The 26,027-nt window shown below is 60.7% G+C and carries 22 protein-coding genes; 20 read left to right on the top strand and 2 right to left on the bottom strand.

From position 1 onward, the window contains the following. Window positions 1–5: 5 nt before the first annotated feature. The 6 genes from ASC96_RS26250 to ASC96_RS26225 are packed head-to-tail and all read left to right on the top strand — an operon-like array spanning window position 6 to window position 6,325. Window positions 6–662, top strand: a complete 657-nt coding sequence (locus ASC96_RS26250; RefSeq protein ID WP_060505977.1) for a class II aldolase/adducin family protein — start codon at window positions 6–8, stop codon at window positions 660–662. Further along, window positions 659–2,173 carry a glycerol-3-phosphate dehydrogenase gene (locus ASC96_RS26245; RefSeq protein WP_060505976.1) on the top strand — a complete coding sequence of 505 codons (1,515 nt, stop codon included), beginning with the start codon at window positions 659–661 and terminating at the stop codon, window positions 2,171–2,173. Before ASC96_RS26250 ends, ASC96_RS26245 begins: the two co-directional genes overlap by 4 nt. A gap of 15 nt (window positions 2,174–2,188) precedes the next feature. Next, the gene (locus ASC96_RS26240; protein ID WP_060505975.1) at window positions 2,189–3,244 is read left to right on the top strand and encodes a class II aldolase/adducin family protein; all 1,056 of its coding nucleotides are present in this window, start codon (window positions 2,189–2,191) and stop codon (window positions 3,242–3,244) included. Then, window positions 3,241–4,530 (top strand): FGGY-family carbohydrate kinase, encoded by a 1,290-nt coding sequence (locus tag ASC96_RS26235; protein WP_060505974.1) that lies wholly within the window; start codon window positions 3,241–3,243, stop codon window positions 4,528–4,530. The genes ASC96_RS26240 and ASC96_RS26235 overlap by 4 nt, the downstream gene beginning before the upstream one ends. After that, window positions 4,527–5,387, top strand: coding sequence for a TIGR01459 family HAD-type hydrolase (locus tag ASC96_RS26230; RefSeq protein ID WP_060505973.1), 861 nt, complete (start codon window positions 4,527–4,529; stop codon window positions 5,385–5,387). The genes ASC96_RS26235 and ASC96_RS26230 overlap by 4 nt, the downstream gene beginning before the upstream one ends. Before the next feature lie 5 nt (window positions 5,388–5,392). Next, a complete protein-coding gene (locus ASC96_RS26225) occupies window positions 5,393–6,325 on the top strand; it encodes a TIM barrel protein (protein ID WP_060505972.1) in 933 nt (310 codons plus the stop codon). A gap of 305 nt (window positions 6,326–6,630) precedes the next feature. Here the strand turns inward: ASC96_RS26225 and ASC96_RS26220 are convergent, their stop codons facing one another. Continuing rightward, a complete protein-coding gene (locus ASC96_RS26220; RefSeq protein WP_060505971.1) occupies window positions 6,631–7,794 on the bottom strand; it encodes a dihydrodipicolinate synthase family protein in 1,164 nt (387 codons plus the stop codon). 332 nt (window positions 7,795–8,126) lie between these two features. On the opposite strand from ASC96_RS26220, the gene ASC96_RS26215 reads away from it, so the two are divergent. The 5 genes from ASC96_RS26215 to ASC96_RS26190 all read left to right on the top strand — a co-directional run bounded on the left by ASC96_RS26215 (window position 8,127) and on the right by ASC96_RS26190 (window position 14,311). Then, window positions 8,127–9,176 carry a LacI family DNA-binding transcriptional regulator gene (locus ASC96_RS26215; RefSeq protein ID WP_060506095.1) on the top strand — a complete coding sequence of 350 codons (1,050 nt, stop codon included), beginning with the start codon at window positions 8,127–8,129 and terminating at the stop codon, window positions 9,174–9,176. After that, window positions 9,173–10,174 carry a Gfo/Idh/MocA family oxidoreductase gene (locus ASC96_RS26210; protein WP_060505970.1) on the top strand — a complete coding sequence of 334 codons (1,002 nt, stop codon included), beginning with the start codon at window positions 9,173–9,175 and terminating at the stop codon, window positions 10,172–10,174. Before ASC96_RS26215 ends, ASC96_RS26210 begins: the two co-directional genes overlap by 4 nt. Window positions 10,175–10,414: 240 nt before the next feature. Next, window positions 10,415–12,028: an acyl CoA:acetate/3-ketoacid CoA transferase gene (locus tag ASC96_RS26200; RefSeq protein ID WP_060505968.1), complete on the top strand. Its 1,614-nt coding sequence runs from the start codon at window positions 10,415–10,417 to the stop codon at window positions 12,026–12,028. Next, entirely contained in the window at window positions 12,021–12,800 is a 780-nt protein-coding gene (locus tag ASC96_RS26195) for an enoyl-CoA hydratase/isomerase family protein (protein ID WP_060505967.1), read from the top strand. Before ASC96_RS26200 ends, ASC96_RS26195 begins: the two co-directional genes overlap by 8 nt. After that, window positions 12,800–14,311, top strand: a complete 1,512-nt coding sequence (locus tag ASC96_RS26190; protein ID WP_060505966.1) for an aldehyde dehydrogenase family protein — start codon at window positions 12,800–12,802, stop codon at window positions 14,309–14,311. The genes ASC96_RS26195 and ASC96_RS26190 overlap by 1 nt, the downstream gene beginning before the upstream one ends. A 91-nt stretch (window positions 14,312–14,402) precedes the next feature. On the opposite strand, the gene ASC96_RS26185 is transcribed toward ASC96_RS26190, so the two are convergent. After that, window positions 14,403–15,446: a LacI family transcriptional regulator gene (locus tag ASC96_RS26185; protein WP_348270825.1), complete on the bottom strand. Its 1,044-nt coding sequence runs from the start codon at window positions 15,444–15,446 to the stop codon at window positions 14,403–14,405. A gap of 374 nt (window positions 15,447–15,820) precedes the next feature. Between ASC96_RS26185 and ASC96_RS26180 the strand changes: the two genes are divergently transcribed. The 9 genes from ASC96_RS26180 (at window position 15,821) to ASC96_RS26140 (ending at window position 25,846) form a co-directional block, all read left to right on the top strand. Beyond that, window positions 15,821–17,044, top strand: coding sequence for an ABC transporter substrate-binding protein (locus ASC96_RS26180; RefSeq protein ID WP_244482333.1), 1,224 nt, complete (start codon window positions 15,821–15,823; stop codon window positions 17,042–17,044). Window positions 17,045–17,215: 171 nt separating this feature from the next. Further along, a complete protein-coding gene (locus ASC96_RS26175; RefSeq protein ID WP_060505964.1) occupies window positions 17,216–18,097 on the top strand; it encodes a sugar ABC transporter permease in 882 nt (293 codons plus the stop codon). Continuing rightward, a complete protein-coding gene (locus ASC96_RS26170; protein ID WP_060505963.1) occupies window positions 18,094–18,975 on the top strand; it encodes a carbohydrate ABC transporter permease in 882 nt (293 codons plus the stop codon). Before ASC96_RS26175 ends, ASC96_RS26170 begins: the two co-directional genes overlap by 4 nt. A 4-nt stretch (window positions 18,976–18,979) precedes the next feature. Continuing rightward, window positions 18,980–20,092 carry an ABC transporter ATP-binding protein gene (locus tag ASC96_RS26165; RefSeq protein WP_060505962.1) on the top strand — a complete coding sequence of 371 codons (1,113 nt, stop codon included), beginning with the start codon at window positions 18,980–18,982 and terminating at the stop codon, window positions 20,090–20,092. Between the two features lie 8 nt (window positions 20,093–20,100). Then, the gene (locus tag ASC96_RS26160) at window positions 20,101–21,600 is read left to right on the top strand and encodes a GMC family oxidoreductase (RefSeq protein ID WP_060505961.1); all 1,500 of its coding nucleotides are present in this window, start codon (window positions 20,101–20,103) and stop codon (window positions 21,598–21,600) included. Further along, window positions 21,597–22,370, top strand: a complete 774-nt coding sequence (locus tag ASC96_RS26155) for a 3-ketoacyl-ACP reductase (RefSeq protein ID WP_060505960.1) — start codon at window positions 21,597–21,599, stop codon at window positions 22,368–22,370. Before ASC96_RS26160 ends, ASC96_RS26155 begins: the two co-directional genes overlap by 4 nt. Before the next feature lie 223 nt (window positions 22,371–22,593). Continuing rightward, window positions 22,594–24,249 (top strand): GMC family oxidoreductase N-terminal domain-containing protein, encoded by a 1,656-nt coding sequence (locus tag ASC96_RS26150; protein ID WP_060505959.1) that lies wholly within the window; start codon window positions 22,594–22,596, stop codon window positions 24,247–24,249. Window positions 24,250–24,258: 9 nt separating this feature from the next. After that, on the top strand, window positions 24,259–24,573 hold the full coding sequence (locus ASC96_RS26145) for a Dabb family protein (RefSeq protein WP_060505958.1): 315 nt from the start codon (window positions 24,259–24,261) through the stop codon (window positions 24,571–24,573). A 1-nt stretch (window position 24,574) separates the two neighbouring features. Beyond that, complete coding sequence (locus ASC96_RS26140; protein WP_156397726.1) at window positions 24,575–25,846, top strand: glycerate kinase; 1,272 nt, start codon at window positions 24,575–24,577, stop codon at window positions 25,844–25,846. The last annotated feature ends 181 nt before the right edge of the window (window positions 25,847–26,027 follow it).

The following is a 26,027-nucleotide window of genomic DNA, read 5'->3' as shown; positions in this document are numbered from 1 at the left end:
GGACGATGACAGAGAATTACGTTCGCCAGTCGATCATCGACCATTGCCGTAAGATGAATGCGCTTGGCATCAATCAGGGAACATCCGGCAACATCAGCGCGCGCTATGAAGACCGGATGCTGATCACCCCGTCGGCAGCGCCCTATGATGAGATGACGCCGGACATGATCGCCTCGTTGCCGCTGGAGGGCGAATACGGCGCCTGGGATGGCCCGCGCAAACCTTCGACGGAATGGCGCTTTCATCTCGATATCATGAAGAGCCGGCCAGAGGTTCATGCGGTCATCCACACGCATGCGATCTATTCGACCATCCTTGCCATCGCCCACAAGCCGATCCCGGCCTGTCACTACATGATTGCCGCCTTTGGTGGCGACGACGTGAAAGTCTGCGACTATGCGCGCTATGGGACCAAGGAGCTTTCGGACAATATTCTTAAGGCGATGGAGGGCCGTACCGCCTGCCTGATGGCCAATCACGGCATGCTGGCCACCGGAGCAAGCCTTGAAAAGGCGATGTGGGCGGCGGTCGAGCTCGAAACCATTGCCAAGCAATATTACCATGCCTTGTTGATCGGCGGCCCGGTCGTGCTTTCGGCAGAGGAAATTGCCGGTGTCCGGAAGGGCTTTGCGAGTTACGGATTGCAGGAGAAACGATCGTGAGTGCTGAAGCCGGCATCATCGACCTGTTTATCATCGGCGGCGGTATCAATGGGGCAGGCATTGCCCGCGATGCGGCAGGGCGGGGCATGTCCGTCGTTCTTTGCGAAAAAGATGATCTGGCGCAGGGCACCAGTTCGCGATCCGGAAAGCTTGTGCATGGCGGGTTGCGTTACCTCGAGTATTACGAGTTCCGGCTGGTGCGCGAGGCCTTGATCGAGCGCGAGGTGCTGCTCGAATCCGCGCCGCATATCATCTGGCCGATGCGCTTCGTGTTGCCGCACAGCTCGTCCGACCGCCCGGCCTGGCTCGTTCGTCTCGGTCTGTTTCTCTATGATCATCTGGGCGGCCGCAAGCGGTTGCCCGGTACGCGCACGCTTGACCTGCGCACGGCGCCGGAGGGCGCGCCGGTCAAGACGGACTATCGCAAGGCGTTCGAATATTCCGATTGCTGGGTGGATGATGCCCGGCTGGTGCTGCTCAATGCGCTGGATGCCAAGCAGCGTGGCGCCAAAGTCTACACGAGAACTGCCTGCACGTCGGTGCGCCGCAATGGCGATCTCTGGGATATCGAGATGACTCAGGCCGGCACGGGCCGCAAGAGCGAACTGAAGGCGCGATGCGTCGTCAATACCGCAGGGCCATGGGTCAACGATGTCATCGGCCGTATTGCCGGGCTGAATTCCCGCCGCAATGTCCGGCTCGTCAAGGGCAGCCATATCATCGTGCCGAAATTCTGGGAGGGTCGGCAGGCCTATCTCGTCCAGAACCCGGACAAGCGGGTGATCTTCATCAACCCTTACGAAAATGATCTGGCGCTGATCGGCACCACCGATATTCCCTATGACGGCCGGCCGGAAGATGTGAAAGCCGATGCCAACGAGATCGATTATCTGATCAAATCGGTGAACCGCTATTTCAAGCAGCAGCTCGCCGAAAGCGATATCGTCCATAGTTTCTCCGGCGTGCGGCCGCTCTATGATGACAATGCCGAAAATCCGTCAGCCGTAACGCGGGACTATATTTTCGAGGTTGATGCGGAGAGTGGAAAAGCGCCGCTGCTTTCCGTGTTCGGCGGCAAGATCACCACGTTCCGCAAATTGTCCGAACATGCGCTGGAGAAGATCAGGCCGTTCTTTCCGTCGATGAAACCGGGTTGGACCTCGAAAGGTATCCTGCCTGGCGGCGATATGCCAAAGGCGGATTTCGATCAGTTTCTCGGCGATCTGCGGGCGCGATATCGCTGGCTTCCGGCCGATTTGGCCAAGCATTACGCAAGACTCTACGGCACGCGCGCCCATGACCTGCTCGGCAACGCGGTATCGCTCGACGATCTCGGTACGTCCTTCGGCAAGCTGTTGCGTGAACGCGAAGCGCGGTTCCTGATCGAAACCGAATGGGCGCAGACGCCGCAGGACATTCTGGAGCGCCGCACCAAACACGGATTGCACATGACGCCGGCAGAACGCGAGGCTTTCGCCGCCTGGTGTCTGCGGCAGTCGCAGGCGGCTTGAACGATATCGGAGACAATGGTGAGAAGTTCTGAATTCGAAGCCCTTCTGGATGTCTCGGCCCGGGTCGGTGCCGATCCGGCGCTGGTGCAGGCAGCTGGCGGCAATACCTCGATCAAGGAGGGCGGCACGCTGTGGATCAAGGCGTCGGGCCTTTGGCTGATGCAGGCAAGGCAGCGCGATGTGATGGTGCCGGTGGCGCTCGATGCGTTGCTCGACGCGCTGGAGCGTGATGATCCCTCGACCGAGAAAGCACAGGATTTCGTCATCGCGGACCGCAATCCATCCGGTTTGCGCCCCTCGATCGAAACGACGGTGCACGCCCTGATGCCGCAGAAAGTCGTGATCCACGTGCATTGTGTCGAAACGATCGCGACCGCTGTGCAGGTCAACGGCGAAACCATTGCCGCATCGAAACTATCGGGTATTCCGCATGCGTTCGTGCCCTATGCACGACCCGGCCTGCCGCTGGCAAAGGCGATCGCCACGCGGATTCGGCCGGATACCAGTGTGCTAATCCTCGGCAATCACGGGCTGGCCGTGGCAGCCGAAACCGTTGCAGAGGCGGAATTGTTACTGGCTGAGGTCTCAAACAGGCTGGCCCTGCCACGGCGCAAGGCGCCGGACGCCGACCTTGCGGCCCTCTCGCGGCTTGCCGTCGGCAGCAATTTCGCGCTGCCGGAAGACAGCCTGATCCATGATGCCGCGACCGATCTGGCAAGCTGCCGTATTGCCGCTGGTGGTAGTCTTTATCCGGACCATGTCATCTTCCTCGGCCGCGGATCGTTTGTTGCAGCGCCCGGCGAAACGGCCGCCGCGATCGAGGAACGGCATCGCGGCGAGGGAGTGTCCGTGCCGCCAGCACTGTTGTTTCCAGGCAAGGGCGTCCTGGTCTCCAAGGAGGTCACGGCCGGCGCGCTGGCCATGGCCCGTTGCCTCTCGGACGTCCTTGGCCGTATCAACGAAGGCGCGCGGTTGCGCTATCTGACGGATGCCGAGAATGCCGAGTTGCTTGGGTGGGACGCGGAAAAATACCGGCAGGAACTGAACCGGGCCGGAAAGACGCTGCAATGACCAGTGCCGCAAACAGGCCTTTGGTGATCGGTATTGATATCGGTACATCCGGCGCCCGCGCTGTGGCAATGGATGCGGATTTCGACATAGCCGCATCCGGGGCATCCAGACTTGCCGATTTTTCCGCCGACCATCGCGATCCCGTGATTTGGTGGCAAGCGGTACAGACCGCGCTTGGGCAGGTACTTGGTGCCATCGACCGGACACGGGTCCGGGCAATTGCGATTGACGGCACCTCTGGCACCGTGCTGCCAGTCGGCCCAAACGGCGCGCCGTTGGCGGCGCCGATGATGTACAATGATCCGGTCGAGGATGCGGATATTCTCGCCCGGATCTCCACCCATGCGCCGAAGGAAAGTGCGGTGCATGGGGCGACGTCCGGGTTGGCGAAAGCGCTGGTGTTTCAGTCCACTCCCGGCGTTTTCCGGATTATTCATCAAGCGGATTGGTTAGCCGGGCATTTCACCGGGCTTTATGATGTTTCCGACGAGAACAACGCGCTGAAGACCGGCTACGATCCGGTATCGCGCCGCTGGCCGGACTGGATCGCGGCAACGGGCGCGCGGCTCGATCTGCTCCCGGACGTGCTGCCTGCGGGTGCACCGATCGCCGGGATTTCCCAGGAGGCGGCGAGTGCGTTCGGCCTTGCGGATGATGTCGTCATCGTCGCCGGGACGACGGATGGCTGTGCTTCGTTTCTGGCAACCGGTGCCGGTCAGCCGGGCGATGCCGTTTCCGCGCTTGGGACGACACTCACGGTAAAGATGCTGTCCGACCGGCCGCTGTTTGCGCCGGAATATGGTCTCTACAGCCACCGGATCGGCGATATGTGGCTGGCTGGTGGTGCTTCCAATACCGGCGGCGTGGTGCTGTCCGCCCATTTCGACAACGAGAGGATCGCAGCGCTTTCCGCGGAGATCGATCCGGCGACGGATACCGGGCTCGATTATTATCCGCTGATCAAGGATGGTGAGCGCTTTCCGGTCAACGACCCGGCGATGAAGCCGCGCATGACGCCGCGGCCGCAAAGCGATGCCGAATTCCTGAAAGCGATCTTCGAGGGCATCGCGGGCGTCGAGGCTTTAGCCTATCAGCGGCTGGTGTCGCTCGGCAGCCCGGCCTTGGGTTCCATCCGCACAGTCGGCGGTGGTGCGAAGAACGCGGTCTGGACGGCGATCCGCAACCGGAAGATATCCATTGCCTTTCTGCCGGTGGCTTCGGAAGAGGCGGCTGCGGGAACGGCGCGACTTGCCCTGACCGGCGCGAAAGCGGCGGGCGTGCTATGAAGGGCGGGCCACTGACAATATCGGGCCTAGCTGAGATCGAAGAGCGTTTCGATGCCTTCCTGATCGATCAGTTCGGCGTGCTGCGGGATGGTAAAGGGCCGTATCCCCACGCTGCGGAGACACTTCTGCGGCTGAAGCAGGCTGGCAAGATGATCATCATCCTGTCGAACTCGGGAAAACGTTCGGCGGAAAATGACCGCCGCCTTGCCGCTCTTGGTTTTGATCCGCAGAGCTGGGACTGGTTTTTGACGTCCGGCGAGGTCGCCTGGCGTATCCTTCAGGCCGAAATCCGGCAGGAGGCCGGAAACACCGCACGCAAATGTCTGTTGATCAGCCGCGATGGCGATACCTCACCGCTGGACGGGCTTGATCTGACACGGACCGATCGCGGCGAGGATGCGGATTTCATCCTCTTGGCGGCAAGCGAAGGTGATGCATATCCGCTGACGTTCTACGAAACGCTCCTGGCGCCCGCAGCCGCGCGGGGTGTGCCATGCCTGTGCACCAACCCGGACAAGATCATGTTGACGAAGGACGGTACTGCCTTCGGGGCGGGGCGTATTGCTGAACTCTATGAAGATCTGGGGGGCACCGTGCGCTGGATCGGCAAGCCATTCGCCGACATCTATACAACGGCGCGTGAATTTCTGGGGGACGTTTTCGCGGAGAAAATCTGCTGCATCGGTGACAGCATCGAGCACGATATTGCCGGTGCCGCCGGGGCGGGGCTCGCATCGATCCTGGTGACGACCGGTATTCTCGAAACCGCGTCCGACGCTGATCGCCAGGCGCTGTTTGCCGAGCATGGCGCAGTTCCCGATTTCATCCTGCCGGCATTCATCTGGTCTGAGAGGTAAGGCTTATGGCGTTCACGCTGTCGCTCAACACCAATCCACTGGTCAACCGTTTCGCCGAGGCCGATGACCTGATCGATACGATCGCCGAGAAGATCCGCATTGGCTATGTCCAGCTGACCCACGAGTTCGTCAATCCGGGCTGGCCGGCTGCAACGATCGTCAAGCAGCTGCGCCAATTCAAGCGGGCGCTCGGGCGAACCGGCGTCAAGGTGACTTCGGGCATGACTGGGCCTTATGGACGGCTCAACCATTTCGGCCATCCCGATATCGATGTGCGCCGTTATTATATCGACTGGTTCAAGACCTTTGCCGATATTTCCGCCGAACTCGGTGCTTCCGGCATGGGCACCCAATTCGCCATCTTCACCCACAAGGACTATGACGACCCAGCGCGCCGCGAGGAACTGATGCGGATCGCCATCGATTGCTGGGCCGAAGTGGCCGAGCATGGCAAGGTTGCCGGTCTCACCTATCTGTTTTGGGAACCCATGTCAGTCGGCCGCGAGTTCGGCCATACGATCGCAGAATGCCGCGCGCTCGACGGGCGGCTGGCGCAGTCGGGCCTGCCGATTCCAATGAAGATGATGGTCGATATCGACCACGGTGACGTCACCTCCAGCAATCCGGACGACATCGATCCCTATGCCTGGGCGGAGGCGTTTCCGAAGGAATCGCCGATTATCCACATCAAGCAGTCTTCGATGAACAAGGGAGGGCACTGGCCGTTCATTGCCGTCCATAACAAGGACGGCCGGATAGTGCCTGAAAAGCTGCTCGACACGGTTCGCCGTGGCGGTGGTACCGACAACGAAATCTGCCTTGAACTCTCCTTTCGCGAACGCGAGCCGACCGATCATCTCGTCGTCGATATGATCCGCGAATCCGTGGAGTTCTGGGAGCCGCATATCGATACGGGCTTCAATTCCCGGCGCAACTGATCTCCCTGATGCGCCGCGGCCAGGCGCCCGGTAGCAATGCCGGGCGTTTTGGCATGGGATAGAACCCGAAGCCCAGCGACCACTCAGGACAACGCGTCTTTGAAAAGCTTGTCCAAACCCCCGATTTCAATGCTTTTCGTGATGGCCTCGTCACCACCACGCGCAAACTGCCGCCCATCCTCAATGCCATCATTCGGGATCAGGCGACATGGCAAAGCACTTCCGGAAAGACATCGCTCATCGACTCGCAGCCGCTCGTCACTCGCCGCTGGGGAGAAGGGGAATGTCTGCTATTGCCGAAGCCCTCAAACCCCTTGCATCACCAGAAACGCCTTCATTCGCTCCATAGCCATATCCGGCATATCCAGCACGTTGGCCTTGTCGGCCAAACGGAAGATATTGGCATAGTGCAAAACGCCACGGGCCGACTGCATGCCAGCCGGCATGGTGAAATGTCGTTGGTGGCCATTGAGCCAGGCGAGAAAAACCACGCCGGCCTTGTAATATTGCGTCGGCGCTTCGAAGATTTTTCGCGACAAAGGCACAGTCGGTTCGATCACCGCGCGGAAGGTGGCGGTATCGCCAGCGGCAAGCGAGGCCAGCGCCTTGGAGGCGGAGGGCGCCACGGCATCGAAGATGCCGAGCAGGGCGTGGCTGTATTTCTTTCCATCGCCTTCGATCAGTTCGGCATAGTTGAAATCATCGCCGGTGAAGCAGAGCACATCGTCGGGCAGACGGTTACGCAGGGCGACCTCGTAAGCATTGTCGAGCAATGAAATCTTGATGCCCTCGACCTTCGCCCTGTTCTCCTCGATGATCGACAGGACCGTATCGAGCGCCGTTTCGAAGTTTTCCGATCCCCAATAGCCCTTCAGTTGCGGGTCGAACATGTCGCCCAGCCAGTGCAGCACAACCTTGTCCCTGGTTTGCGACAGGATGCGGCCATAGACCTTGCGGTAGTCATCCGGCGATGTGGCGATGCGGGCGAGTGCGCGGCTGGCCATCATGATCGAGCGGCCGCCTTGCTGCTCGACGAAGCCGATCTGCGTTTCATAGGCGCGGATGACATCGTCGAGCGAGCGTGTATCGGTGGGTAAAAGGTGGTCGGTTCCGGCACCGCAGGCGAGATCGGCGCCCGGCACCGTGCGGGCTTCGGCCAGCGATCGGCGGATCAGTTCCTGCGCGCCTGCCCAATCCAGCCCCATGCCGCGCTGCGACGTGTCCATCGCTTCGGCGATCTTGAAGCCGAGAGCCCAGAGATGATGGCGGAAGGCCATCGTCCGCTCCCAGTCGATGGCCGGGCGGCCCCATGGATCGAGATCGCGCAATGGATCGGAGACCACGTGCGCGGCGGCATAGGCGATACGATTGAAGGTGGGGGCCGTTTTCGGCCGCGAGACCGGTGTTCCCGTCAAACGGTAAATCTCAAGCGAGCCATCGGCGTGTGGCAGCGACAGGGTGGCGGACATGCGGGCTCCTCCTTGGATATTGAAAGCCGAATAATTTAGATCGTTCCAAATTTCAAGGAAAATTTGCGTGCCAAACCGAAGCTTCGAATGCGCAGAGAGTAGATTTTTGGACTGACGTCGAGTTTCTTGTCGTTGTATGTAAGGCGCCGTGTTTTAAATTAACAAGCTAATATCAATGGCTTGTCTATTTCTGTGTTCTTCGATCCGGTTTCGCTGTCTGTGGATAAAGGGGAGCCTGATCGAGTTTGGCGAAATCCGCTTGACAAAATTGGAACGTTCCAATTATTTTGAGCATGCATGCTGAGGTGGAAGACCTTGGCCGGGAGGGTGATGTGGTAAAAGACCGGGTGACAGTGATCGATATTGCGCGCGCCGCCGGTGTGTCGAAGTCGACCGTGTCGCTCGTGCTGCAGGCGAGCCCGCTGGTCAATGAGGCCACCCGCGCCAAGGTCAATGCGGTCATTCGCGATCTCGGCTATGTCTACAATCGAGGCGCCGCCAACCTGCGCCAGTCCAATTCCAAATCGAAGATCATCGGTATCGTCGTCAACGACCTGACCAACAGTTTCTTCGCCGAGCTTGCTGTCGGCGTCGATATGGTCGTGCAGTCGGCCGGTTACGTGCAGTTTCTTGCCAATACCGCCGAAAGCGTCGACCGCCAGCGTGAGGTAATATCCTCGATGCGTGAGCACGGTATTTCCGGGCTGATCCTGTCGCCGGCGCGTGGAACAGATGCCAATGACCTGAAGCCGCTGGTGGCGAGCGGTATTCCCGTCGTCAATGTCGTCCGGCAGGTTACCGGCGCCAAGGTTTCCTCGCTGATCTCCGACAATCATGCCGGCATGCGCGATGCCGTCCGCCATCTGGCCGGGCTTGGCCATCACCGTATCGCGTTCCTCGGCGGCTTTCCCGATACGGCCGTTTTCAATGAGCGGCTGCAGGGTTATCGCGACGCGCTGTCCGATATGGATCTAGCTCTTCATGACGAACTTGTGGTCAGCTCGGCGCCGTCGCGGGCAGGGGGCGTCGCTGCCATCGAGCGGGCGTTGCTGCTCCGCGAGCGGCCGACGGCGGCAGTGTGTTTCAACGATGCGGTCGCTTTCGGGGTCTGCGACGGCTTGCGCGCCCATCGTCTTGATCCAGGTGAGGATTTTGCCGTGATCGGTTTCGACGACGTGATCGAGGCGCAGACGGCGGTGCCGGCGTTGACGACAATTTCGGTTGATCCGCAGGGCATGGGGCGCCGGGCGGCGCAGCTTCTTTTGAAACAGATCAATGCCGGACGGGCCGATGCGGAAGCGATCGTCAGTTCGGTGCGGCTGGTCGTACGCCAAAGCTGTGGTGCCGCCATCGACAAGCGGGAAAGGCTATCCTTGTTATGACACGTTGGGGTTTGATCGGGGCAAGCACGATTGCCCATGAATGGGTAATCGACGCGATCCGCGCCGTTGGTGGCGAGATCGTTTCGGTGATGAGCACCAGCGCCGAGCGCGGCGCCAAATATGCCGCAGACCACGGCATTGCAAAATCGGTGACCAGTGTTGACGAGCTTGTTGGTGATCCTGATGTTCAGGCCGTCTACATTTCCACCACGAATGAACTGCATCGCGACCAGGTGATTGCGGCGGCCAAGGCCGGCAAGCATATTCTCTGCGAAAAGCCGCTGGCGATGAGCCTTGACGATGCCCATGCCATGGTCAAGGTGGCACGGGATGCCGGTGTCGTCATGGCGACCAATCATCACCTTCGCGGTGCCGCAACCCATCGTGCCATGCGCGATGCGATTGCCGACGGAAAGATCGGCAAGCCATTGGCGGCCCGCGTCTGCCATGCCGGTTACCTGCCGCCGCATCTGCAGGGCTGGCGCTTGGACAAGCCAGAAGCGGGTGGCGGGGTCATTCTCGATATTACCGTGCATGACACCGATACGCTGCGTTTCGTGCTCGGCGACGATCCGGTCGAGGCGGTGGCGCTTGGCCAATATGGCGGCATGGCAAAGGCAGGGCTTGAAGATGCGGCGATGGGTATCCTGCGGTTCAAATCAGGCCTGATTGCTCAGTTCCATGATGGTTTTACCACCAAATATGCAGTTACCGGCTTTGAGGTGCATGGCTCGGACGGATCACTGATCGCCCGCAACTGCATGAGCCAGAAGCCGGTTGGCACGGTGACCTTGCGCAATGTCGAGGGTGAAACGGAGCTGCCGCTCGACCACCGCAATCTCTATGAAAACACGCTGACTGCCTTTGACAACGCCATTGCTGGCAAGGGCAAGCCGCTCTGTGGCGGCGAGGATGGCATCTGGTCGCTGGCGACGGGGCTGGCGGTGATGAAATCGGCGCAGACCGGAAATGCCGTCGCTGTCGAAACGGGGCTTTGAGGCCATGATTGGCGAGACGGTCGAGCGGCTGCATGCTTTCCTGGGGGAGGTGATAGCAGCTTCCCACTTCTCCCCAGTGGGGAGAAGTGCCGAGCGGGAGCGAGGCGATGAGGGGGGCCGCGTATCGAGTATCGAGGCAGCCGCCCCTCATCCGGCCCTGCGGGCCACCTTCTCCCCGCTGGGGAGAAGAGGGGGCCAGCCGCAACTGAAGACCATGATGATTTCAACAGAGTTCTGTCTATGAGCAAGCATATCACCCCGGCTGAGGCCGCCGCTTTGATCCCCGATGGCGCGACCGTTTCTGTGTCGTCGTCGAGTGGGCTCGGTTGCCCGGACCTGATGCTGAAGGCGATCGGAGAGCGTTTTGACGCGACCGGCCATCCGCGCGATCTGACGACACTGCACCCGATTGCCGCGGGTGACATGAGCGGCATCAAGGGTGTCGATTACATCGCCAAGAAAGGGCTTTTGAAAAAGATCATCGGCGGCTCCTATCCCTCCGGCCCCTCGACATCCGAGCCGCCGCTGATCTGGCAGATGATTGGTAGCAACGAAGTGGCTGCTTACAACATCCCCTCCGGCGTGCTGTTCGACATGCACCGGGAAGCGGCCGCAAAGCGTCCGGGGGTGCTCACCAAGACCGGTCTCGACACTTTCGTCGATCCCGCGCGCCAAGGCTGTGCCATGAATGCGTCGGCCATGGCCGAACCGGTCGTCAAGAAGATGGAATTCGAGGGCGAGGACTGGCTGTATTTCAAGGCGATCGTGCCACAGGTGGCGATCATCCGGGCAACCACCGCCGATGAGCGCGGCAACCTGACCTATGAGCACGAAGGCGCCTATCTCGGCGGTCTCGACCAGGCGCTGGCCGCTCGAAACAATGGCGGTATTGTCATTGCGCAGGTCAAGCGGATCACCAAGTCCGGTTCGCTGAAGCCGCATGACGTGCGGGTTCCCGGCATGCTGGTCGATTATGTCATCGTCGATCCCGACCAGAAGCAGACGACGCTGACGGATTATGATCCGGCGATCTCAGGCGAAATCTTCCGGCCACTCGACAGTTTTCGGGTGCCGGAATTCAATATTCAGAAGGTCATTGCCCGCCGTGTTGCGCAGGAACTGCAGGGTGGATCCTGCGTCAATCTCGGCTTCGGCATTTCGGCCAATGTGCCGCGTATCCTGCTAGAAGAGGGCCTGCACGGCTCGGTCACCTGGGTGATTGAGCAGGGGGCGGTCGGTGGCGTGCCGCTGCTTGATTTCGCCTTCGGCTGCGCCTCGAATGCCGACGCCTTCATGCCGTCGCCTTACCAGTTCACCTATTTTCAGGGCGGCGGCTTCGATGCCTCGCTTCTGTCGTTTCTTGAGATCGATAAATCCGGCTCGGTCAACGTCTCGAAACTGTCCTTCCGGCCACACGTGACCGCAGGGGCGGGCGGGTTCGTCGATATCACTGCGCGGGCAAAGAAGATCGTCTTCTCCGGCATGTTCAACGCGGGGGCTAAGCTCTCGATGACCGACAGCAAGCTGGTGATCGAAAAAGAGGGCAAGCTGAAGAAGCTGGTCAACGAGGTCGAACACGTCACCTTCTCCGGCCGCCGCGCCGTTGAGCAGGGGCAGGATATCACCTATGTCACCGAGCGTTGCGTGATGAAGCTGACGCCTGAAGGCATCATGCTCACCGAAATCGCGCCGGGTGTCGATCTGCAGACCCATATTCTCGACCAGTCGGAATTCCCGCTGATCGTGTCTGACAAGTTGAAGGTCATGGATGCGGCGCTGTTTCATGAAGCGCCGATCGGGCTGACGTTGCCGCAAAAGCCGGTTCGGACGCTGGAAGGAGCGGCGCATGGCTGACGAACGCATCCGTATCGAGACCGAGGGGGCGATCGCCATCCTCACGGTTGCACGGCCGGACAAGTTGAATGCCTTCGATATCGACATGCTGAAGGCACTCTCGGCAGCCTGCGATACGGTCGAGGCCGATGCGACCATCCGCGTCGTCATTTTGACAGGCGAGGGCAAGGCCTTTTCGGCCGGGGGCGATATCAAGGCCTGGGGGGCGATGAGCCCCAACGAATTCGGTCACGCCTGGGTGCGTTTCGGCCACCGTGTGTTCGAGCGGCTGGCGACCCTGCGCATGCCGGTGATTGCCGCGATCAATGGCCACACACTTGGCGGCGGGCTGGAACTGGCGGCAGCGGCGGATATCCGCATTGCCGAAAAGCAGGTGAAGATCGGCCTGCCGGAAACGAGCCTCGGTATGGTTCCGGGCTGGTCGGGCACACAGCGTCTGGTCCGGCGGTTTGGCGCGCAAGTGGTGCGGCGCATGGTGCTGGGCGGCGAGATGTTTACGGCCGATGAGGCGAAGGCACTGGGGCTGGTCGATGCCGTCGTGGCGACTGGGACGGTGCGGGATACGGCGAAGGACTATGCCGGGCGCATTGCCAAGCGCGGTCCGGCGGCACTGGAAATCTGCAAGCTGATGATCGCGTCCGCCAATGGCGAAGACAACGGAACGGCTGTGGAAGCGCTGGGATCGATCCTGGCGGCCAAGACCGGTGACATGAAAGAGGGCGTTGCGGCTTTTAGCGGCAAACGCCCTGCGGAATTCAAGGGAGAATGGTAATGACGGTTCTGGTGAAGCCCAAGGCTTTGACTGACACGAAGGTGCGCGACTTCCAGATGCTGATTGACGGCAAATGGGGCAATGCTGCCGAGGGCCGGACACTGGAGCGCGTGGCGCCCGGTCATGGCGTCACCGTCAGCCGCTATCCGGCTGCGACGAAAGTGGATGCGGAGCGTGCTATCGCTGCAGCCCGCAAGGCATTTGACGATGGTCCTTGGCCGCGCATGACGGCATCGGAGCGTTCGCTTGTGCTGCTTCGCGCTGCTGACATGATCGCGGCGCGTGCCGATGAACTGGCCTATCTCGATTGTATCGAGAGCGGTAAGCCGATCAGCCAGGCCAAGGCCGAACTTGGCGGCGCCGCCGATATCTGGCGCTATGCCGCAGCGCTTGCGCGCGATCTGCACGGCGAAAGCTATAATACGCTCGGCGATGGCACGCTCGGTGTCGTCCTGCGCGAAGCCATTGGCGTGGTCTCGATCATCACACCGTGGAATTTCCCCTTCCTGATCGTCAGCCAGAAACTGCCGTTTGCGCTTGCGGCCGGCTGCACGACGGTGGTCAAGCCGTCTGAACTCACGTCCGGATCGACGCTGGTGCTGGGCGAAATCCTCGAAGCAGCCGGTGTTCCCGCAGGCGTCGTCAACATCATCACTGGCACTGGCCCGGATGTCGGCGCGATCATGACCTCGCATCCCGACGTCGAAATGGTCTCCTTTACCGGCTCGACCGGTATCGGCAAGCTGACGATGACCAATGCCGCGCAGACGCTGAAGAAGGTTTCGCTGGAACTCGGCGGCAAGAACCCGCAGATCGTCTTTCCGGATGCCAATCTCGATGATTTCATCGATGCGGCGGTGTTCGGCGCCTATTTCAATGCCGGCGAATGCTGCAATGCCGGTTCGCGGCTGATCGTTCACAAGGAGATCGCTGAGGACGTGATTGCCCGTGTCGCCGCGCTTTCGGCGAAGGTCAAGGTCGGCGATCCGCTCGATCCGCAAACCCAGGTCGGGGCGATCATTACGCCGCAGCATCTGGACAAGATCGTTGGCTACGTTTCGGCCGCCTCCGGCAATGGGGCTAAGGTTTCGCATGGCGGCGCCGCACTTGATCTCGGCTCGGGCCAGTTCATGTCACCGACCATTCTCTCGTCCGTCACGCCCGACATGGCCGTGGCGCGGGAAGAAGTGTTTGGTCCGGTGCTTTCGGTGCTGACCTTCGAGACCACGGCGGAGGCGATCCGGATTGCCAATTCGATCGATTACGGTCTGTCGGCCGGTGTCTGGAGCCGCGATTTCGATACTTGCCTGACGGTTGGCCGGAAGGTGCGGGCCGGAACGATCTGGATGAACACCTTCATGGATGGGGCCTCGGAGCTGCCATTCGGAGGCTACCGCCAGTCCGGTCTTGGCCGCGAACTCGGCCGCCATTCGGTGGAAGATTACACCGAGACCAAGACGCTCAACATGCATATCGGCGGCCGCACCGGCTGGTGGATGCCGCGTTCATAAGGGAGATTTGAGCAGAGGCGATGAGAGGAGGGGAGGGGGCATGGAGCTGAATTCGAGTTTGGAACAGGGCACTGGCCTCATTCTCAAGGTCTCACGTTGCCGGAAAATTGATCGTCGGCTTCAGCATGACTTGCATGTCGGCCGTGTTCGTTCCAGCAATCCGAGCCATGAGGACGCGGCCCATCTGTTCACCGGTATCCGTCAGATCCTCATAGATCGTCTCAACCTTGGGCTGGATGTTGACCAGCAGTTTCGAGGTCTGTTTGCCGACGATGTCATATTCGACGCCGAGCGCCAGTCCGTGATCGCTCATGCCGGTGATCGTCGCCAGCGCCGAAACCTCACCGCCGCAGACAAAGCCGTCGGGCGCGTCCGGTTGCCCGGCGCGGCGGCTGATGAAGTCACGGATATGGTCGATCGGGCTGTCGAGATGGATTTCTTCGGGGATTTCGTAAGCGACGCCGGCCTCGCGCACAGCCGTCATGAAACCGTGCATCAGGTGCTGCGAGAAGGTCATGCGCTTCGGCGGCAGGATGATCGTCGGCTTTCGCCGGCCGCGCGTAATCAGCCGCTTGGCTGCCTCGTAGGCGAAGGAGAAATTGTCATAGTCGACATAGGGGTGAGGGGTGGAAAGCTCCGTTCTCCCATGGCAGACGAAGGGAAAATCGTTTTCGAGCAGGAAGCGCACGCGCGGGTCGAACGGTTCGGTGCGCGAGAAGATCAGCCCGTCAGCCATACTGTTGCGGACGATGTGGCGCACCGCATCGAGATTGCTGTCGTTCATGAAATTCGGCGTGACGATGATGTGGTAGGGCGTATCGGTCAGCGCCTTGGCAAGGCCGAGCATCAGCGAGGTGCCGTAGCCGAGGATTTCCTCGTGCGGGTCGAGAAGAACGCTGATGACGTTGGTTCGGCCGGTCTTCAGGCGCTGCGCCGCCCGGTCGGGAAGGTAGCCGATTTCTGCCGCCACCTCATGCACGCGGCGCCGGGTTTCGGCCGAAATCTGCGGTGCATTGCTGAGTGCCCGCGACACGGTCGTCACGGCAAAGCCGGTGAGATCGGCGAGGGTGCGCAGCGTTGGCTTGCCGCTTTTCGGTCTCGTTTCGGCAGCGGCGGATTTGGGAGTGTCAACCAATGAAATACTCCCTTGAGGCGACGACAAGGCGTCTTTGTAACGTCAGACGCACACATGCGCAATGTGTGTTTATGCAAACGTTACAAATGCGCATTGCTAGTAAGGATTTGCGGCGGTGCGGCATTAATTTCACGGCTTATAAACACTGGAATTCAAAGTGTTAATTCGAATTGTCTGGCTATGGTGTGCGGTGCTTGACTTGAGCCTATTTATAACGTTTTAAATGAACCGGCGGTGGAGACCGCAGACCAATTGCTTCCCTGTTTGAGCGGGGATGGCATTCAACGGCGGGGGAGGAGTTTCCCGCTATCCGACTTGCAAACGGGAGGACTACGATGCGCAAGTTTATGACGACGACAGCAATTGCAGCATTGATGATGACGGGTGGCGCGGTGATGGGCGGCTCTGCCGTGCAGGCTGCTGAAAGCGTTGAAGTTCTGCATTGGTGGACATCCGGCGGCGAAGCGGCCGCTCTGGACGTCCTGAAGAAGGATCTGGAAACCAAGGGTATTTCCTGGACCGACATGCCGGTTGCCGGTGGTGGTGGTACGGAAGCCATGACCGTGCTGCGCGCCCGCGTCACCTCGGGCAATGCACCGACGGCCGTTCAGATGCTCGGCTTCGACATTCTCGACTGGGCCAAGGAAGGCGCGCTTGGTAATCTCGACGAAATCGCCGGCAAGGAAGGCTGGGACAAGGTCATTCCGGCCGCCCTGCAGAAATTCTCCAAATACGACGGTCACTGGATTGCCGCTCCGGTCAACGTCCACTCCACCAACTGGATGTGGATCAACAAGGCAGCCCTCGACAAGGCAGGTGGCAAGGAGCCGCAGAACTGGGACGAGTTGGTCGCTCTGCTTGATAACTTCAAGGCACAGGGCATTACCCCGATCGCAGCCGGTGGCCAGCCGTGGCAGGATGCGACCCTGTTCGATGCTGTCGTTCTTTCGCTCGGCACCGATTTCTACAAGCAGGCCTTCATCGATCTTGATCCGGCAGCTCTTGGCGGCGACAAGATGAAGACCGCCTTCGAGCGCATGACCAAGCTGCGTTCCTATGTGGACGACAACTTCTCCGGCCGCGACTGGAACCTGGCATCTGCCATGGTCATCGAAGGCAAGGCCGGCGTGCAGTTCATGGGCGACTGGGCAAAGGGCGAGTTCGTCAAGGCAAAGAAGGTGCCCGGCACCGACTTCGTCTGCATGCGTTACCCGGAAACACAGGGTTCCGTCACCTTCAACTCCGACCAGTTCGCGATGTTCAAGGTTGCCGCTGACAAGGTTCCGGCCCAGATGCAGATGGCCGCTGCGATCGAAAGCCCGACCTTCCAGTCGGCCTTCAACGTCGTCAAGGGTTCGGCTCCGGCCCGTACAGACGTATCGAACGAAGCGTTCGACGCTTGCGGCAAGAAGGCCATCGCCGATCTCGCCGACGCCGACAAAAACGGCAAGCTGTTCGGTTCCATGGCTCACGGCCATGCCAATCCGGCTGCTGTCAAGAATGCGATCTACGACGTCGTGACACGCGAATTCAACGGTGAACTCACCCCCGAAGAAGCCGTCAAGGAACTGCCGGCCGCTGTTGCTGCTGCGCAGTAATCGTTCTGCGAATAATGCCACTCATCCGCCCTTCGGGCATCTTCTTCCCGTCGTAACGGGGAGAAGGACCGGGCGGCGACCTCTGTAATCCCCTCTCCCCGCATGCGGGGAGAGGGCTAGGGTGAGGGGCATCTTGCTTTATTCAATTCACATACAACGGTGGTATTCGCTATGGATAGCCGAAGCCGGCTGCAGGACCTTGTGCCAAAACTGGTACTTGCCCCAAGCTTTCTGATCGTCATTGTCTTCGTGTATGGCTTCATTGTCTATACCGGCTATCTGTCGGTCACCGACAGCAAGATGCTGCCGTCCTACAATTTCGTGGGATTGAGCAACTATTCCAAGCTCTGGGCTCTGCCGCATTGGTGGCGGGCAATTTCCAATCTGGCGATCTTCGCGTCGCTTTACATTCTCATCTGCTCAGTGCTGGGTCTGGGCCTTGCCATTCTTCTCGATCAGAAGATCCGCGCCGAAGGTTTGCTGCGGCCGATCTATCTCTACCCGATGGCGCTGTCCTTCATCGTCACCGGCACGGCCTGGAAATGGTTTCTCGATCCGGGCATCGGCCTTGAAAACACCATGCATCTCTGGGGCTGGGAAAGTTTTACCTTCAACTGGATCAAGGATCGCAACTACGCGATCTATTGCGTGGTGATCGCAGCCGTCTGGCAATCCACCGGCTTCATCATGGCGATGTTCCTGGCCGGTCTTCGCGGCGTCGATAACGAAATCATCAAGGCGGCGCAGATCGATGGCGCTTCGACCACGACGATCTACCGGCGGATCATCATTCCGCTGATGCGTCCGGTGTTCCTGTCGGCCTTCGTCGTGCTCGCCCATCTCGCCATCAAGGCCTATGACCTGGTCGTGGCACTGACGGGCGGCGGGCCGGGGCAGGCGACCGAACTGCCTGCAACCTTCATGTATTCCTACACTTTTACCCGCAATTCGATGGGCATTGGCGCCTCGTCGGCCATCGTCATGCTGGCCATGATCTTCTCGATCATCATCCCCTACCTCTATTCCGAAATCAAAGGGGAGAAGCGCGCATGAGTGTCCAGAGCCCTGACAACGCCATTTCTTCCGGCCGCCTGACGCGCGCGCTGATCTATACCGTGCTGATCCTGTTTGCGGCCTATTCGCTGCTGCCGCTCTATGTGATGCTGGTCAATTCCTTCAAGCCGCTGGACGAAATCCGCCAAGGCGGCATGCTGAACCTGCCGATGAGCTGGACGCTGGATCCCTGGCGCTCCGCCTGGTCGACGGCGCAGATCGGTGTGCAGCCGACAGGCTTGCGTCCCTTCTTCATCAATTCGATCCTGATGGTCGTGCCGGCCGTGGCGATCTCGACGATCATCGGTGCGCTCAATGGTTATGTCTTGACCAAGTGGCGGTTTCCGGGCTCCGGCATCTTCTTTGGCATGCTGCTTCTGTCCTGCTTCATCCCGTTTCAGATCGTCCTGATCCCGATGGCGCGCATGCTGGGTATCTTCGGTCTTGCCGGATCGGTCCCTGGCTTGGTGATGGTGCACGTCATCTATGGTCTCGGTTTCACGACGCTGTATTTCCGCAACTACTATGAGGCGTTTCCGACCGAACTGGTGCGGGCCGCACAGATCGATGGCGCCAGCTTCTTCCAGATCTTCCGGCGCATCCTGCTTCCATCGTCGGGTCCGATCATCGTCGTCTCGGTTATCTGGCAATTCACCAATATCTGGAACGACTTTCTGTTCGGGGCATCGTTCTCCGGGGCGGATTCGACGCCGATGACGGTGGCGCTCAACAATCTCGTTTCTTCCTCGACCGGGGTGAAGGAATACAACGTCCATTTCGCAGGCGCGATCCTTGCCGCCTTGCCAACGCTTGTCGTCTACATCGTTTCCGGCCGCTATTTCGTCCGTGGCCTGATGTCCGGCGCCGTGAAGGGTTAAAGCCATGTCCTTTCTGAAAATCACAAACCTTCGCAAGTCCTACGGCTCGCTGGAAATCCTGAAAGATATCAATCTGGAAATCGACGAGGGCGGCTTCCTGGTGCTGGTCGGCCCGTCCGGTTGTGGCAAGTCGACCTTGCTCAACACCATCGCTGGGCTGGAACCGATCACGTCAGGCGAAATCTCGATCAACGGCAAGTCGGTGGCGGGCCTGCATCCCTCCAAGCGCGACATCGCCATGGTCTTCCAGTCCTATGCGCTCTATCCGAACATGACGGTGGCCGGAAACATCGCCTTCGGCATGGAAATCCGTGGCGTGCCGAAAGACGAGCGTGACAAGGCTATCAAGCAGGTTGCCGACATGTTGCAGATCGGCCATCTGCTCGACCGCAAGCCCAGCCAGCTTTCCGGTGGTCAGCGCCAGCGCGTCGCCATGGGCCGAGCGCTGGTGCGCAATCCGCAGGTCTTCCTGTTCGATGAACCATTGTCCAACCTCGATGCAAAGCTGCGCGTCGATATGCGCACCGAGATCAAGCGCCTGCACCAGCGCATGAAGACGACGATCGTCTATGTGACGCATGACCAGATCGAGGCGATGACGCTGGCAACGAAGATCGCCGTTCTGAAGGACGGCATCCTGCAGCAATTCGGCACGCCTGCCGAAATCTACAATAATCCGGCCAACCTGTTCGTCGCCGATTTCATGGGCTCGCCGGCGATGAACCTGTTGACCGCAACGGTGGAGGGCGGCGGCAATGATCTGCGTGTCTCGCTGGTTCGACCAGATGCTGAGCCGTTGCATCTGCCGGTCGCCCAGGTGTCTGGCCTTGCCGCCTATAGCGGCAAGCAGGTTGTTTTCGGTATCCGGCCGGAAGCGCTGACCGATCCCGATGGCGCCGATCGCAACGCCCGCTCTCTGGTGGAAGGCGATTGCTTGATCGAAGTGGTGGAGCCAGCCGGTTCGGACACGTTCGCAGTCACCAAACTTGGCGGCAAGGAAGTGGTGGCGCGTCTGCGCGCCGACGCCCGTATCGCGCCCGGCCAGAATACAAGACTGGCCTTCAATCTGGACAAGGCGGTGTATTTCGACCCGCAAAACCAGCAGCGCATCGGCTGAGTTCCGTCATGGTCAACCAGCCCGACATCGTCATCATCGGTTCCGGCATCGGCGGAGCGACGGTCGCTTCGGCGCTTGCCGGGTCGGGCGCACGCATCGCCATCCTCGAGCGCGGCGAGCGCCTTCCCGACACGCCGGAAACGCGCAGCTATAAATCCATCTTCGTTGATGGACACTTCCGGCCAAAGGAGATGTGGCGCGAACCGGACGGGACGGCGTTCAATCCAGGGAATTTCTATTTCGTCGGAGGCAATTCCAAGCTCTTCGGCGCGGTCCTTCTGCGCTACCGCGCCGAGGACTTTACCGAAATGCAGCATCTCGGCGGTGTCTCGCCGGCCTGGCCCTTTCCCTACGAGGAACTGGAACCATGGTACGGCAAGGCGGAACGGCTGTTTGCGGTGCGCGGCGAGCTTGGTCAGGACCCGACGGAACCTGCGCACTCGACGCCCTATTCTCACGGCCCGGTACCGGACGAGCCCGCAATCGCCCGCGCCCGCGCCGAGTTGAAGGCGCAGGGACTGCATCCGGCGACATTGCCGCTCGGCGTCGATATCGACACCTGGCTGGCCGGCGGACGCACGCCGTGGGATGGCTTTCCCAACACGGGCAAGGGCAAGAAGGACGCCGAGACCGCGCCGCTTGCCGTCGCGCTGAAGGACCCGAATATCGAGCTGATCACCTCCGCTTATGTCGAGACGCTGGAAGCCGGGCCAGGCGGGCGGATCGAGGCGATCCACTACGTCCACAAAGGCGAGAGGAAACGATTGTCCCCGAAGCTGGTGATCCTGTCGGCCGGCGCGATCAATTCCGCCGCGATCCTGCTGCGCTCCGGCGATGGCAAGGGAATTGCCAACCGCTCCGATCAGGTCGGCCGCAACTTCATGAACCACAATTGCAGCGCCATGCTGGCCATCAACCCGTTCCGGCGCAACGACAGCGTCTACCAGAAGACGCTGATGCTGAACGACTACTACCTCACCGGTGGGCGTGATGGCTTGCCGCTGGGCAATGTCCAGCTGCTCGGCAAGATCAACGGAGACATCCTCAAGGCCAATGCGCCACGTTACGCACCGCGCTTCGCCCTCGATTTCATGGCTGGCCACGCCATCGATTGGTACATGATGACAGAGGATCTGCCGAATCCGGAAAGCCGCATCATGGTCGATGGCAAGGGCATCATCATGCAGTGGCGGCGCTCCAACATGGAGGCACTGTCCGGGCTTGAGGCGAAGATGCGCGCCCACTTCAAGGCGGCGGGTTATCCGATCGTGTTGTCCCAACCGTTCGACAAACGCACACCGTCGCACCAATGCGGCACGGTGCGCATGGGCAACGACCCGGCGTCTGCGCCGCTCGATCCGTACTGCCGGGCCTTTGATCACTCGAACCTTTATGTTGTCGATGGCGGCTGCCTGCCGACATCGGCCGCCGTCAATCCGGCGCTGACGGTTGCCGCACAGGCGCTGCGTGTAGCCGATCACATCATCGCGAAGGATCTGGCGGCATGAGCAATCACAAACGCCCTGTCGCCATCGTCACCGGCGGCCGCCGCGGAATAGGTCTCGGCATCGCCAGGGCACTGGCGAAAACCGGTTTCGACATTGCCATCACCGGTATCGGCGATGCCGATCAGGTCTCGGGTGTGCTGGAGGAGCTTGCTGCGCTCGGCGCCAAGGCGATTTTTCTGAAAGGGGATCTCTCCGAGTTGTCCGGTCATCAGGCGACGGTCGATGCGGTGCTGGCAGAATTCGGCGGGATCGATTGCCTCGTCAACAATGCCGGCATGGCATCGGTGGTGCGGGGCGATTTCCTTGAGCTTGCCCCGGAAAACTTCGACACGATCATCGGCACCAATCTGCGTGGTACGGTGTTTTTCACTCAGGCGGTGGTGAAGGCGATGCTGGCGGGCTGTGCCCGCGGGCCGCGTTCGGTAATCAACATCACGTCCGTATCGGCGGTGATGAGTTCGCCGGAGCGTCTGGACTATTGCATCAGCAAGGCGGGGCTTGCATCGTTTTCGCAAGGGCTGACGCTGCGTTTGGCCGATACCGGTATCTCGGTGTTCGAGGTTCGCCCCGGCATTATCCGCTCCGATATGACCGCCGGCGTGTCCGCCAAGTACGACGCGTTGATAGATGGCGGGCTGGTGCCGATGAAACGCTGGGGCGAGGCGGATGATATTGGCCGCATGGTCGCGGCATTGGCCAACGGCAGCTTCGGCTTTGCCACGGGCTCGGTGATCAATGCCGACGGTGGGCTTTCGATCGGGCGATTGTAGTGAATTTTGGCTGGGAAGGGCAGGGCGTAATCCTCTTCTCCCCAGCGGGGAGAAGGTGGCCCGAAGGGCCGGATGAGGGGGAGCCAAGCACACGCGAGTTTGCGGCGACACCCCCTCATCGCCTCGCTGCGCTCAGCACTTCTCCCCGCTGGGGAGAAGAGGGAGCAGACGGCTTGCCCCGTTTGAGATCGCCGCAAGGCGACAACGTTTTAAGGACGACGACATGACCTATGACTACATCATCACCGGTGCCGGACCGGCCGGTTGCGTGCTTGCCAACCGGCTGACCGAAGACGCAGATGTCAAGGTGCTGCTGCTCGAGGCTGGCGGCAGCGACTGGAATCCTCTGTTCCATATGCCGGCTGGCTTTGCCAAGATGACCAAGGGTGTCGCCAGCTGGGGCTGGGAGACCGTGCCGCAGAAGCACATGAAGAACCGGGTTCTGCGCTATACGCAGGCCAAAGTGATCGGCGGCGGCTCGTCGATCAACGCGCAGCTTTATACGCGCGGCAATGCGGCCGATTACGATCTCTGGGCCAGCGAGGACGGCTGCACCGGCTGGGATTACCGCAACGTGTTGCCCTATTTCAAACGCTCGGAAGACAATCAGCGTTTTGCCGACGATTACCATTCCTATGGCGGACCGCTCGGCGTCTCCATGCCGGTCTCAGGCCTGCCGATCTGCGATGCCTATATCCGCGCGGGGCAGGAGCTTGGCATTCCCTACAATCACGATTTCAATGGCAAGCAGCAGGCAGGCGTCGGCTTCTATCAGCTGACCCAGCGCAACCGCCGCCGCTCGTCGGCGTCGCTCGCCTATCTCAACCCGATCAGGGATCGCAAGAACCTGACCGTCCGGCTCGGCGCGCGGGTGACGCGGATTGTGCTGGAGGGAATGCGCGCAGTTGGCGTCGAGGTCGCGACTGCAAAGGGATTGGAAACCATCCGCGCCGAACGCGAGGTGTTGGTCTCTTCCGGGGCTATCGGATCGCCGAAACTGCTGCAGCAATCGGGCATCGGCCCGGCCGATCATCTGCGTTCTGTCGGCGTCGATGTGAAACATGACCTGCCGGGTGTCGGCAGCAATCTTCAGGATCATCTCGACCTCTTTGTCATTTCCGAATGCACCGGCGATCATACCTATGACGGCGTCGCGAAACTGCACCGCACCGTCTGGGCCGGTCTACAATATGTGCTGTTCCGCTCCGGTCCGGTCGCCTCATCGTTGTTTGAGACCGGCGGCTTCTGGTATGCCGATCCGAATGCACGCTCACCCGATATCCAGTTCCATCTGGGGCTCGGCTCCGGCATCGAGGCCGGTGTCGAGAAACTGAAGAATGCCGGCGTGACGCTGAATTCCGCCTATCTGCATCCGCGTTCGCGCGGTACCGTCCGGCTGTCGTCTTCCGATCCGGCGGCCGCCCCGCTGATCGATCCGAATTACTGGAGCGATCCGCATGATCGCAAGATGTCGCTGGAAGGCCTGAAAATCGCCCGCGAAATCTTCCAGCAGCAGGCGCTGAAACCTTACATCATGGCCGAGCGACTGCCCGGGCCGCAAGTGATGACCGATGACGAGTTGTTCGAATACGGCTGCGCCAATGCCAAGACCGATCATCATCCCGTCGGGACCTGCAAGATGGGAACCGGTGCTGACGCCGTCGTCGGGCTGGATTTGCGGGTGCATGGACTGGAGGGGCTTCGCGTCTGCGACAGTTCGGTCATGCCGCGCGTTCCCTCTTGCAATACCAACGGGCCGACGATCATGATGGGCGAAAAGGGTTCGGACATTATCCGTGAGCGGCAACCGCTTCCGGCCACCATCTTCAGCCATGAGCGCAACGATCAACGGCCGCGGGCGCGCGCCGATATCCGATAGGAGCCTGCCATGATCCGCCATTGTGTCTTCATCCGCTTTCAGTCAGCCGTTGCTGATTCCGAGCGGCAGTCGATCCTGTCTGATATCGCCGCGCTGCAGGCGTTGGTTCCCGGCTATCTTAGTTTTACCGCTGGTCCCAATGTCAGTCCGGAAGGCCTGGGCAAGGGCTATAACAGCGGGTTTATCATCGATTTTGCCGATGCGGCGGCGCGCGATGCCTATCTTGTCCATCCGGCGCATGAAAAGGCGGGCGGCCGGATCGTTGCCGCGACCGAGGGCGGCGTCGATGGTGTCTTCGTTTATGATTTCGAGATTGCAGGCTGATTTGATGATTGCTGACCCCCGTGCCTTCCTGACGAGCTTGTTTGAGGCGGCCGTCGAAGCAGCCGATCCGCTTGCCGCCATCCGTGCCCACCTGCCGGAAAAGCCGAAAGGGCGCACGATCGTCGTCGGCGCAGGCAAGGCGGCAAGCCAGATGGCAGCGGCGTTCGAAAGCCTGTGGGATGGGCCACTGGAGGGCGCTGTCGTTGCGCGTCATGGTCCGATCGCCGTGTGCGAGCGCATCCGCGTGCTGCAATCGGCCCATCCGGTGCCGGACGAGGCTGGGCTTGCCGGATCGGCGGAGCTGCTGCGGCTGGTCGAGGGGCTCACACCGGACGATCTGGTGGTGGCGTTGGTGTCCGGTGGTGGCTCGTCGCTGTTGCCCGCGCCGCCGCAAGGTCTGACCTTGGCTGACGAAATTGCCGTCAACAAGGCCCTGCTTGCGTCCGGCGCGCCGATCTCGGCGATGAATGTGGTGCGCAAGCATGTCTCTCGCATCAAGGGTGGGCGGCTGGCTTTTGCTGCTGCACCGGCGCGGGTCGTCAGCCTGATCGTCTCCGACGTGCCCGGCGACAATCCGGCCTTTGTTGCCTCCGGCCCGACGATTCCCGATATGTCCACGCCTGCTGAGGCTTTGGCCATTGTCAGCCGTTACGGCATGACACTGCCGGAAGCCGTGATGCAGCATCTGCGCTCGGAGCAGGCCGCTGCACCCACCCCAGATCATCCGGCATTTGGCAATCAACAGCACCATGTCATCGCATCAGCCAGCGTCTCGCTGGAGGCGGCAGCGGCGAAAGCGCGCGCGCTGGGCGTCGAGGCGGTGATCCTGTCGGATGCGATCGAGGGGGAAGCCCGCGATATCGGCCGGATGCATGCCGCCATCGCCCGGGAAACTGCGCTGCGCAACCGCCCGTTCTCAAAGCCGGTGGTGATCCTGTCCGGTGGCGAAACCACGGTAACGATTGCGGGCGATGCCTATGGCAAGGGCGGCCGCAACAGTGAGTTCCTGCTTTCGCTTGCGCTGGATATCGACGGTGTCGAGGGTGTTCATGCGCTGGCGGCCGATACCGATGGGATTGACGGGTCGGAGGACAATGCCGGTGCCTTTGCCGACGGTTCAACTGTGAGCCGTATACGGGCGGCGGGCGCCGATCCCCGCGATCATCTCGCCCGCCACGATGCCTGGAGCGCATTCAGCGCCAGCGGTGATCTGTTCGTGCCCGGCCCGACTGGCACCAATGTCAATGATCTGCGGGCGATGCTGGTCGTCTAGCGGCCTGTCTGGAGGCATGGGACACGGTGTGGACGTGTTCCTGCGCGGGAGGCGCGCCCGGCCATTTTTGCGAATCTGAAACCGGAACAAATCGGTGGCATGTCCGTTCCTGCCGTGTGGTGGAGGTGGCACATGTTTATTCGGTTGGGTTACGAAATAGGCATCAATTGCAGTCAACCGA

The organism is Rhizobium sp. Root1204 (assembly GCF_001424965.1).
Lineage (GTDB): Bacteria > Pseudomonadota > Alphaproteobacteria > Rhizobiales > Rhizobiaceae > Pararhizobium.
The sequence above is the reverse complement of the archived record's forward strand: the minus strand, read 5'-3'. Positions and strand labels throughout refer to the sequence as shown.